General features: G+C 34.2%; 11 protein-coding genes. All 11 read right to left on the bottom strand.

All coding sequences use genetic code 11. The features are described 5' to 3' along the window. Positions 1–328: 328 nt before the first annotated feature. The gene (locus tag EHR01_RS10695; RefSeq protein ID WP_135694782.1) at positions 329–1,201 is read right to left on the bottom strand and encodes a hypothetical protein; all 873 of its coding nucleotides are present in this window, start codon (positions 1,199–1,201) and stop codon (positions 329–331) included. 190 nt (positions 1,202–1,391) lie between these two features. Then, positions 1,392–2,201 (bottom strand): hypothetical protein, encoded by an 810-nt coding sequence (locus EHR01_RS10690; protein ID WP_135694781.1) that lies wholly within the window; start codon positions 2,199–2,201, stop codon positions 1,392–1,394. 193 nt (positions 2,202–2,394) lie between these two features. Continuing rightward, positions 2,395–3,285 (bottom strand): hypothetical protein, encoded by an 891-nt coding sequence (locus EHR01_RS10685; RefSeq protein ID WP_135694780.1) that lies wholly within the window; start codon positions 3,283–3,285, stop codon positions 2,395–2,397. 200 nt (positions 3,286–3,485) lie between these two features. Further along, a complete protein-coding gene (locus EHR01_RS10680; RefSeq protein WP_135694779.1) occupies positions 3,486–3,938 on the bottom strand; it encodes a hypothetical protein in 453 nt (150 codons plus the stop codon). 7 nt (positions 3,939–3,945) lie between these two features. Then, on the bottom strand, positions 3,946–4,218 hold the full coding sequence (locus tag EHR01_RS10675) for an ECs_2282 family putative zinc-binding protein (protein WP_135694778.1): 273 nt from the start codon (positions 4,216–4,218) through the stop codon (positions 3,946–3,948). A gap of 1,103 nt (positions 4,219–5,321) precedes the next feature. Then, positions 5,322–5,954 (bottom strand): hypothetical protein, encoded by a 633-nt coding sequence (locus tag EHR01_RS10670; protein WP_135694777.1) that lies wholly within the window; start codon positions 5,952–5,954, stop codon positions 5,322–5,324. A 252-nt stretch (positions 5,955–6,206) separates the two neighbouring features. Next, positions 6,207–6,506, bottom strand: a complete 300-nt coding sequence (locus EHR01_RS10665) for a hypothetical protein (protein ID WP_135694776.1) — start codon at positions 6,504–6,506, stop codon at positions 6,207–6,209. Between the two features lie 24 nt (positions 6,507–6,530). Continuing rightward, positions 6,531–6,899 (bottom strand): hypothetical protein, encoded by a 369-nt coding sequence (locus EHR01_RS10660; protein ID WP_135694775.1) that lies wholly within the window; start codon positions 6,897–6,899, stop codon positions 6,531–6,533. 611 nt (positions 6,900–7,510) lie between these two features. After that, positions 7,511–8,287 carry a PhzF family phenazine biosynthesis protein gene (locus tag EHR01_RS10655; RefSeq protein ID WP_135694774.1) on the bottom strand — a complete coding sequence of 259 codons (777 nt, stop codon included), beginning with the start codon at positions 8,285–8,287 and terminating at the stop codon, positions 7,511–7,513. Positions 8,288–8,643: 356 nt separating this feature from the next. Further along, positions 8,644–9,747, bottom strand: coding sequence for a hypothetical protein (locus tag EHR01_RS10650; protein ID WP_135694773.1), 1,104 nt, complete (start codon positions 9,745–9,747; stop codon positions 8,644–8,646). Positions 9,748–9,947: 200 nt separating this feature from the next. After that, positions 9,948–10,787, bottom strand: a complete 840-nt coding sequence (locus EHR01_RS10645; RefSeq protein ID WP_135694772.1) for a DUF4238 domain-containing protein — start codon at positions 10,785–10,787, stop codon at positions 9,948–9,950. Between the last annotated feature and the right edge of the window lie 99 nt (positions 10,788–10,886).

Here is a 10,886-nt window from a genome sequence, read left to right as displayed (position 1 = left end):
CGCAAATTTTCTCTTAATTCTTAAAAGCACAAATCTTTTAAGATGCGTAAATGGAGTAACACAGCGTTGTGTTTTTTTTAGCCGAAATCGACAACACTCACATAAAAAATTTGCGCGTTTTCTTCTACAGACTGACCAATTGCAATTAACGAACTAGTCTACTCGACGTTTCCCGACCCTGAGTCCCGCACGGGACGTTAGGGACTGGCACGGAGCTTGCGTATGCGAGCGAGTGACAGAAGGGAAATGTGCCGTAGGCCAAGCGAGGCCGTAAGTGCCGAAGCGCAGTGAGTAGACGCTGTTATGCGAAGTAGCTAATTTGTTAAATCTATTTATGTTTATTAAACCATTCATAGAAATTTTTATTGTATGCACTATCTAAATACTGTTCATCTTCTAGCCTTGGTATTTTTTTATCTGGATTATAAATTTCCATTTTATCTTTAAAAATACTAAGTGGTTCCCAGATTTTAGTAATTGGGAAATATGGATATTCATTATATGCGTTGATTCCTGGGAAATTGTTTTCAATAAAAATTTCATCAATTACGTATCGAAATTCAATAATTCCAATCGAAATTCCAGAATGTAGTCGTAACCAATCGTTATCCTCATTTTTGAATCCATTTATAGGCCGAGAGAATAGAAATGGATATTTATCATTATGAAGCTTCTTACTAAGGCTTTTTAAAACAGCGATATCCGCTCGATAGAAAGCATGGATTGTCAATCCTTCTAAAGAATTAGATATATCATTTAAATAATTTAGGAAAGATATTGGGACTTTTAGGTTATTTGAAGCTAATCTGCATGAAATGTGTTTAACTAGGTATTTAAGGAAATTGCGTTTTATAGGTTTATACTCAATTTTATTAATGAGTCTGAAGTCTAAATTATGTATTAAATTTTCTGCATTTGCTTCTTTTGATATATAACTTAAAACTTTGTCCCAAGCTAAATCGAAAGGCTGGCTTGTTTCTGAATTACATGTTTTACAAAGAATTGGTTTCTCGTATTTTAGATGCTTTGAATCTGGACCTTGAACTATAATTTCTTTTTCATTTTTTATAATTACTGTAGAATTAGAAGGATTCCTTCCAAACTCTCTAATAAAATCTGATTTTTTCTGTTTGTGTTCTCGTGAATCAGCTATCGAGCCGCACCACCAGCAATTTCCGTTGTAGTTAAAATTATCAATCATTGTTTAGCTATTTCGCATAACGAACTAGGGGAGACGACGTTCCCTGACCCTGAGTCCCGAACGGGACGTTAGGGACTGGCACGGAGTTTGCGGATGCAAACGAGTGACAGAAAGGGAATGTGTCGTAGACCAAGCGAGGCCGTAAGTGCCGAAGCGCAGCGTTTCCTCGCTGTTATGCGAAGGTGTGAACTTATATATAAAATCTTTTGGTTATTTCTTTGAATCGAAATGAAAAGTCTTGGACATAGCCAGTGTGTGAAATGTCTATTAGCATTTTTGATTCCTTTAATTTTTCTTTTGATAAATCAGGATGAGAATAGACTAAAGCTGAATAAAAAATGAAATTTTGTTTTGAATTTGTTAATTGAGATCGAATTGTTGAAAAATAAAAATCTATTTCTTCATTATCAAGTATTCTTTTTGCTTTTAAATTTAAGACAAAATCTACGATAAACATTAGGTTTTTTATATAATAATCAAAAACTTTATAGTAACTATCAAAAAAGAGTTGAATTTTTTCTAATAAAATTTTATCAGTTTCCATATAATATTGTTCGATAATTTTTTCGATATCGAAAACTGCTCTATCAAATGATGCGCTTCCGCCAAATCCATTGTAATTTATTTTTTCTTCTAACGAATTTGTTATATTGATTAACTGAAAGAATCTTGTTTCATATTTATTTTTTATTATTTCCGCATTCTGTGCAGCAAAAATTAATGATTGCTCTGAATGGATTTTTTTAGTTTCTTCAAGTTCAAATAGTGTTGCTCTATGTTCTTTTATTTGTATACTTATCGTAATTAATAGAGCAAGAAAGCTTAGGAAACTTAAAATTGGATTTATTGTTCCTCCAAAAAAGTCCCCTGTTTGAGCCCAAATTTCATGATCTTTACTAATTTTGAATCCGAATGAATAGAGATATGTGACTATTGGAGCTATTGTTGTTCCTATTCCAGCAATAGCAATAATGAGTATTGTTCTTTCTAATTTATTCATAAAATTTTTCACACTTTCGCATAACGAACTAGGCTTCTCGAAGTTTCCTGTAGCCGAGCCTCCGAAGGAGGCGTTGGCGTCGGCGCGAGTTCTTGCGGAGCAAGAAGCGTGCCGGAAGGGAATTTGCCGTAGGCCGAGTGAGGCCTTGTGCCGAAACGTAGCGGGAAGACGCTGTTATACGACGTTTTGTATGTTAAATTTCTGTTCCAACTTCTAAAATTATTGACTCAAGTCGATCAGAATAAGAGTTCACGTTTCTTAAGCCATATTCTGTATTTAGTTGGAAGTCAAATCTACTATCTCCAGAATAAACTCTAAGGTCATCAGGTCTAATTCGTTGATATGTATATTTGTATCCAATAGTCATAAAGAAATTTTGGTTAAAATAATAACCGATTTTTAAAAGTCCTTCGGTTCCTTGCACTCTTGTTATTGGATTGATATTGACTGAAATATATCCTTGTTCTGAGTATCGATCAGCAAATGAGTAAATGTGAGTAGATCGTCCATAAAGTAAAAAATAGCTTAGTCTAGTTTCGAGGTAAAAATTGTAGAAGGTATCTGTTCTAGTTTCTAAAGCAATTTCTGGACCAATATATCTTTGTCCAAATTTAATTTGATATAAATTATTATTTCCATCTGTTAATTCAGATTTAAAGTATCTTGAACCTATTAAAAAATTTATTTGCGGTAAAATTGAATATGTTAATCCAATTTTAGCTTGTGATCGGAAATAGTTTCCGATTGGAGTAGGTTCTTCATTAATTATAGCTCTTTTGTTAAAAGTAAGGTAATTCATAGAATAATCCCTCTTAACAAATTCATAAAATTCAGAATATAAGCCAAATTTGGAATCAGAGAATTTTTTTCGAACAACGATTTCGAAACTATTAACATTACGTTTAGGATCTTTTTTGTAAGGGCCAAATATATCGGTGTATTGTTCAACTTCATATGGAGTAACAGTTGACCAAGCTTTATTAATAGAGAAGTACCAAAGTTTCTTTTGAATATTTTCCGTTTGGGACTGCGCTAATATTGAAGAACAGAGAATTAAAGGGATTATATATAATATTTTTTTCATTTAGGGTTTTATTTTACAAAATGTCGTATAACGAACTAGACTAACCGACGTAGGCTGACCCTGAGTCCCTGAAGGGGACGTTAGGGATTGGCACGACGCTTGCGTAAGCAAGAGAAGTGACAAAAGCCTATGTGTCGGAGACCGAACGAGGGCGTAAGTCCCGAAGTGAAGCGGTTAGTCGCTGTTATCTGCTGTGCCAATTATAAATAAGTAAGAATGACTTCATTGGTTTTTTCACCAGCTTTGTCATTCCAAGTGAGAATTGCTCTAATTTTGCTTTGTGATCCCATAAACATTGATAATATTATTTCAACTGATTGGCCTGAATCTAAGAATTCAAGAGGAAGAATCCGATTTGTAATTGACCAATTATGATCTTCTGGGTATGTAATGTTTACGTTATTAGCTCTGCCTTTTCCTTTGTTAAAAATTCTAATTCTATTTTTACCACTGCCTAATTTAACTACATTTGCTGAAATAAACGCCTCTTCTGATGTTTCAACTTCCTTTTTTTCTTTTTCAAGCAAAAGTTTATTTAATTCATGTTGGGTTTTAATATATCTTTTTTGATTATTATAAATGAAAATTGATACAACTATAGAAATTATTGATACAATAACTGCGACAATTGCAATGTAATCGCCTGCTAACATAGCTTTCTCACTTTATTTTGAAATTTTTATTCTTCCCTAAAGTCTTTTTTAATATTTCTTTTAAATCTTTAGCAATATCTTTCGTTGCCTCTTTATGTAATTCATTTATATTTATGCTAAAGTTTTCTTGGTTAGCTTCTGTCAGTTCATCTTTTTTAAAAATTTTTTTGCAGGAGATACAAGTTATATCTGGATTTTCCTTTTGTTCATCGTATTCAAATAATTTACTTCCACATAAAGGACAAATTAATTCGATTTTTCTAGAATATTCTTTTTTCATTTTCCTCTCGAGTTTTTGGCATTGCAGATAACGAACTAGACTAACCGACGTAGGCTGGCCCTGAGTCCCGGATGGGACGTTAGGGATTGGCACGACGCTTGCGTAGGCAAGAGGAGTGACAAAAGCCTATGTGTCGTAGACCGAACGAGGGCGCAAGTCCCGAAGTGAAGCGGTTAGTCGCTGTTATACGCAGTAAATTTGTAATTAATTGGCTGGTTTTGGTAGTGAAAGTATTAGACAATGAGTAAACCAATAAATCGAAATAATTGGGAAAGAAACTTTGTAATAAGAGAGAAGGTATTTACTGAAAATTTTGCGTTTTTTCTTAAAAACAAAAAGGAAAATTAAATATAATAGGAAAGGTAAGGAAAAATATAAAGTTATTACAAATGTAAGTTTGATATGTTCTATGAATAATAAAAAAATAAATAGGGAGAAGATTAATGATGAATATATGATTCTGAAAACTATTTCCAATTTAAATAAAAAAGTTTTAATTAAAAGATCACGATCTATGACTTGCTTTTGTAAGATTATCAAGGAAGGTGCAAGAAAGTAAAATAGGATATTTTCAAATGGCGTTATCGCAATACTTATAATTGTAACTAAAATGAAAATGTAATTTGTAATAGATAAAAGTAGAAGTAATTTTATATCATTCTTCCAAATCAAGGTATACATTGAGTATGAAAATAATATATATACTGTGATGAATATAAGGAAAAGTGTATTTATTTTAATATTTAATGTAGAAAATAGTAGGAGAATTAGCATGGTAATGAGCAGTGCTAAATTCTTTAAATTTAGAATTTTCTTTAAGTTTTTAATTAAATTTTTCAAGTTTTAAATCGAATTTAAATTTATTGCGTATAACGAACTAGGCTACTCGACGTTTCCCGACCCTGAGTCCCAACGGGACGTTAGGGACTGGCATGCAGCTTGCGTATGCGAGCGAATGCCAGAAGGGAAATGTGCCGCAGGCCAAGCGAGGGCGTAAGTCCCGAAGCGCAGTGAGTAGCTGCTGTTATACGCCGTTACGCAGCTAATAGTTTTTTTTGAAATTATTTTAGAATATTTGACAATTTGTTTAAAAAATATCGGTTTTAATATATGACTGATTTTGCTTCTGGCAGAGTTATTTTTAATTGTTTTGCTTTCAGTTTAATTTGTTCATCAATACGTTTATAATCTTCTGAAGATTTCATTGCTGAGAATGCTGCTCGGTAAATTTTAGCGTCTTGTGAAGATATGAAAGGTTCAATAATTGTGAGTGTCTGATGAAAATGAGTTATAGTTCGATTTACGTAACTTATTTTAATGAAATCTAAAAATGAATTTAAGAAAACTGCAACTGTTATTATAGAAATTAATTGAAACCCTTTTTTTGATCTAATAAATGACTTTACTTTACCAGTTTCATTCTCTGATTTATTTTTTTTTCTATACGGATGTTCTAATACGAGTATTAGATATATAGCAGGGATTGTCGCAATGTACATTGAGTGAAGAAAAACTGATGACTGTTCATGAAAACCTAATGCTGCTGCCTTAAATAGGGAATTACGATAGCTTGAAAATGTATCGGCAAATGTTACAAATATTATATCTATTATTCGTGAGCCAGCTGGTTTCATAACTATATCCCAAATTCCGCTACCAATTGCGCCTAAAAAAAGAATCTTTAAAAGATTGAGTATTGTTTTCGTTCTACTATTTTGTTGATTGTTTTCTGTCATTGTTTTTTTCTCAATTTGTTTTGCGGTAATGGCGTATAACGAATTAGACTAACCGACGTAGGCTGTGCCCTGAGTCCCGAGACGGGACGTTAGGGATTGGCACGACGCTTGCGAAGGCAAGAGGAGTGACAAAAGCCTATGTGTCGTAGACCGAACGAGGGCGTAAGTCCCGAAGTGAAGCGGTTAGTCGCTGTTATGCGTAGTCTGAAAGATTATAAAAGATATCAGATTTTTGAAATTGAAATAATAATTTTAATTGCTAGGGTTAGTTAAACTAAATTTTATATTTTCTTCTTTGTCACATTTTTTTAATTCTTCTAAGGCAAATAGGCAATTTATTAAGGCATTGTCACGTAAATTTTGATCATTATTATCTTCTGATTTTTTTATATTCACTAACGAGGCAGAACAAATAATATCTCTTTCATATTTTTTTCCATTTTTTAGTGAAGTTCCTTCTTTACAAAAATCTCTTGAAGATTGGTTGTTTGGAACAAGAAAACAATTCGATAGGAATATAATTAAGATCAATGTTAATTTTCGAAATTTCATTTAATTTGATTTTTTTTAATACTTTTATTTAATCTTATCCCAGTAAATCTTCACTTCTTTATTTTCATTCTCAGGTAATATGATTTCTTCTATTTTATTTTCGTTTAATAGATTTATTTTTGATTTTATGACATATCCAGTAGATATTGTTTTAGTAGTGAATCTAATCTCTTTATCCTTGAAATTAAGATTAGAGGATATTAATTCTTCTCCATTTGTGGTATCCCATTGAACTAATTGTAATTTTTCGAATTTATCCTTCCAAATAACCATTTGAACTGATGTATCGTTTGATTTCCAATGACCAATGAAATCCCTTGATTGGTCAGAATTGATTTTGCAATTAAATTGTAAAATTGCGAAAAAGATAAGAAAAGTTATTTTATTCTTCATTTTGTTTCCTTAATTTTTTTCAGATTACGCATAACGAATAAGCTACCCGACGTTCCTTGTAGCTGAGCCTCGAAGAGGCGTTAGCGTCGGCGCGTCTTCTTGCTAGGCAAGAAGCGTGACGGAGAGGAATGTGGCGAAGCCTGTAGGGAAGGCTAGTCCTTCCCGGAACGGGTAGCGGATGTTATACGGAGTTGCGGCATCTTTACCATTTTAATTCTTGACGATGAATAGGATCTCTTCCGCGATTCTTCGATTTTTATTTTTAGAACTCTTAATGAATTCCGGGCAATGAAGATGAAGGGGAGAATGAATTAACCAGTGTAGGATTCTGGACGACTAGAACCGATCCTGAAATCACATTATTCTAAATCAAAGAATAAAAGATTTTCCATTCGATGTACTCCACACTCTTAAAACTGTCGAGGAACCTACGAATATTCTAGCAGCAATGACGTATAAGGTGGGATATGCGAAGGCGTTTTTTTGACGCCTGTGTCAATTGGTCAATTTGTAAATATGATTCACTACAATAAATGTGATCGTAGCAGCTCACTCGCAGCGCGTAAAATATTTTGTTTAAATTAATTGCGCAGATTTTGCTTGCGTCGGACTTAGAGGAGATTACCTTGGGCTACAAATTCGACGCGCCCCCCGACCGAGATTCTATCAGTTTCAATATTATTATTAAGTCTCAATTCACCGCGGTTAAGAAAATGTCCCGAACCTTGCTGGACAAGCCATTTTCCGGATGGTATCAATGGAGTTAGACCAGCAACCGCACCGCCAGTAGAAATATCTTCCCTGCCGCCTAGGGAAACTGTAAACACGCGGAGGCGCAGAACATCACGCCTCTCATATGCATAAAAACATAACCCCTTAATGTTATATTCGGTACAGGTGCGAATTACTTCACTTGAATCGAGGTTTAAATTCTCAAGCTCAGCACTGTCTAGTTGGCGAAAAGCGCGGCGGCGACCGCTATCGACTATGTGTCCCAAATGCCGTGGTCCGGAATCTATTCGAATTTGACTCTTCAAAATTTCAAACCAAGACAGTGCGTCATCGCCCGGTTCCGCATAAGTCCGGACATTGCCATCGGTCGTTAGAAATTCAAATGGCCCCGCAACCTTTGTCGTTTGACGCAACACTGCATCGGCGGCAATGAAACCTTGACCGCAAAAAGACATTTCTCCTTCCAAAGGCGAGAAAAATTTTATCGTTAGGCCAGCAAAGGCTCTCTTTACGAAAGCAGTATCAGGCGCCCTAAGCGCACGGGCCACAGAGGCCCGACTACGCGTAACTTCGTCAAAATCATCAAGTATGACGCATGTTGGATTTCCCCCAGCTTCTTGACCAACAAAAGTATTCACCCACCAAACGCTACTCATCTTCAGCCACCTGCTTAAATTGACTTAACCAAAATATATGCCCAATCTGTGTATTCCAAAAGTCAAATTAAATTTCAGAATTCATACTGAATAGTGTCGATACAGATGCGGACATTCAGTTTATTGAGGTAAAGTGTGACAATCTGCTACGCTTGAACATACTCAACATCAACCTTGCGACAAGACTGACGTCGAGCAATATTATGCCGACCACAGAATGTATCCTGAATCACCCAGCGCCTAGGTTCCTTTTGAAATGTAACGCAAAGGTTAAGATAAATACGTACCATATATAGTAGCCCAAGCGAGGCCGAAGTGCCGAAGCGCAGCGTTTCCCCGTTGTTATACGCCGTATGTTAGTGATACAAAGTTATTCCGATATTTAAATTTGAATAATATGTATTTTGATTTTTTGCATTTTCATAGAAAATGGATGATAGCAAATATTGCTCAGATCCATTTTGTGTTTCAAATCTAATTCCATCTCTTGCAAATCCAATAGTGTCTGGATTAAAATTCGGGAATTTGATTTTTCTGAAAACAGTCATAAGTCCAAAATTTAATCCTATGTTTTCGTAAATAGGAAACTCGATAGAGAAAAAGTTTCTAATACTTGAAGTTTCAATAGAACCATTTGCAAGACTTTTATTATTTGTTACTACTCTTACTCCAGGGATGCTATTTGTATCATATGCTTCAATATAGAATTGGAAATTGTCTTTATAAAATAGAGTAGAATAGCTATAATTATTGTCAGTAATGTTATAAGATAGATTGTTTAATATTTTTATAGTACCGAAGAGAGTATATTGTAATCGTAAGCCTAATTCTGGGCCCCAGCCTGAGAATTTTTGTGTTTGTCTGAAATAGGAAAGTGAAGAAAGACCTAAATCGCTTCTAGTATATAATTCATTTTGGTTGGTAAATCCAGCCAAAAAACCTATTTTAAAGTCTTTTGTAACATCAAACATTTTAAAAATTAAAAGGGTTAATTCATTCTTTTGTTTTGCATCTACTATCTGAGTGATATGATTGTCCGTAGGATTGAATGCAATTATATTAGGTTTAGAAGCTATAGATATAGAATAAAATTCAAATCCTATGTTTTCTGGTAAATTGTAATAAGACAAAAATAAAGTTTTATTGCGACTAGGACTTTCCCAATTATTTAGTCTAGGATAATAGAGGACGTATGGCATTTCTCGGAAGTTTGGTCCATTATACCCCTGTGTAAAATTTGGTGAAAGAAATAAGGAAATAGATTCTTGAAATTCCGAATTGAATTCCTTCATTAATCTTTCTTTTCTTGTTTTATTGTAATTTTCTTTGTCTTTTTTTATATTATCTTCTAGTCTTTTCTCTTCCTGTTTGAGCTCTTCAATGGATTTGTTTTCATCATTTGCAAAAATTGATGATGTTAAGGTAGATATTATAATTATTATTAGGTAAATTCTTTTCATAGTTTGTTTTTTAACATATGGCGTATAACGAACTAGACTAACCGACGTAGGCTGACCCTGAGTCCCTGAACGGGACGTTAGGGACTGGAACGACGCTTGCGTAAGCAAGAGGAGTGCCAGAAGCCTATGTGTCGTAGACCGAGCGAGGGCGTAAGTCCCGAAGCGAAGCGGTTAGTCGCTGTTATACGAAGGTCAGTAAGTTATAAGTTTTTGCAGATTCTTCTTAACTGTGCTTCTGAAGGACCAATTACATATTGATGTGCGTTTAAAGCAATTGATCGGTTTGTCTTACGTATTTCGTGCTTATTTCTTTGAATGTTTTTTACTATTGATTTCCCAGTTTTGAAGAAGGATAATCCAATCTTTGGTGTTAAAGTTAAACTGATTTCTGTATGCTCTAATGAAATACCAGGTTTTTCTTTTGCATTAGTTATTAGGACTGGATTATCTGAAGTTATGAACCCACTCGTAACACTCTCTGGTATAATCGTTATTATCAGATTTTTTTCAAGTAATTTGTTTAGAAAATTCATATTTTGGTCTTCACCTACTTCGGTTAAGACATATAAAGCATAATTTCTTAATTCAGGAGTTAAGCCACCATCCGGTAGTCTATGTACAGGAAGGCCATCAAGTTCAAATTCCTTCGCTAAGCCATCTTCAATGGATTGCATAAACGAAACCGTGCGTTTAATTTGCCAAAGTAGGAATTGAGCAAAAATTTTTTTATCGTCCAAACTTATATCAAGCTTTGATGATATTTCTGAATTGGCTACTATATGAGAAATTAACCTGTTCAGTGCTCCTGCAAATTTTGATTCAAGAAATGATAGATATTTTTCAATTGAATTATCTTTTGCTTCAGAATTTATTGTGTAGCTGTAAAAGTGATTTGAAGCGAGAAATTTACTTGTTCCACGTGCAAAGTAAGATTGGGAGTTTTTATCAAAAATTCTCAGTGGCTTTGTTGGATATTGCGAATTTTGATCAGTAAAATTAGATAGATATACTTGCGGTACGGTATGCTGGTTTTGTCCCATAAAATTATTTACTGACTTTCGTATAACGACCAAAGCTAACCGAAGTTCCGTGTAGCTGAGCCTCTGCAAGAGGCGTTAGCTTGACACGGAATTTGCCTT

The organism is Leptospira mtsangambouensis, from assembly GCF_004770475.1.
GTDB classification, from domain to species: Bacteria; Spirochaetota; Leptospiria; order Leptospirales; family Leptospiraceae; genus Leptospira_A; species Leptospira_A mtsangambouensis.
This window is presented reverse-complemented; position numbering and strand designations above follow the sequence as displayed.

Coding starts and splice junctions, on each gene's coding strand:
- EHR01_RS10695 (WP_135694782.1), bottom strand. CDS start 1,201: ATGATTGATAATTTTAACTACAACGGAAATTGCTGGTGGTGCGGCTCG.
- EHR01_RS10690 (WP_135694781.1), bottom strand. CDS start 2,201: ATGAATAAATTAGAAAGAACAATACTCATTATTGCTATTGCTGGAATA.
- EHR01_RS10685 (WP_135694780.1), bottom strand. CDS start 3,285: ATGAAAAAAATATTATATATAATCCCTTTAATTCTCTGTTCTTCAATA.
- EHR01_RS10680 (WP_135694779.1), bottom strand. CDS start 3,938: ATGTTAGCAGGCGATTACATTGCAATTGTCGCAGTTATTGTATCAATA.
- EHR01_RS10675 (WP_135694778.1), bottom strand. CDS start 4,218: ATGAAAAAAGAATATTCTAGAAAAATCGAATTAATTTGTCCTTTATGT.
- EHR01_RS10670 (WP_135694777.1), bottom strand. CDS start 5,954: ATGACAGAAAACAATCAACAAAATAGTAGAACGAAAACAATACTCAAT.
- EHR01_RS10665 (WP_135694776.1), bottom strand. CDS start 6,506: ATGAAATTTCGAAAATTAACATTGATCTTAATTATATTCCTATCGAAT.
- EHR01_RS10660 (WP_135694775.1), bottom strand. CDS start 6,899: ATGAAGAATAAAATAACTTTTCTTATCTTTTTCGCAATTTTACAATTT.
- EHR01_RS10655 (WP_135694774.1), bottom strand. CDS start 8,287: ATGAGTAGCGTTTGGTGGGTGAATACTTTTGTTGGTCAAGAAGCTGGG.
- EHR01_RS10650 (WP_135694773.1), bottom strand. CDS start 9,747: ATGAAAAGAATTTACCTAATAATAATTATAATATCTACCTTAACATCA.
- EHR01_RS10645 (WP_135694772.1), bottom strand. CDS start 10,787: ATGGGACAAAACCAGCATACCGTACCGCAAGTATATCTATCTAATTTT.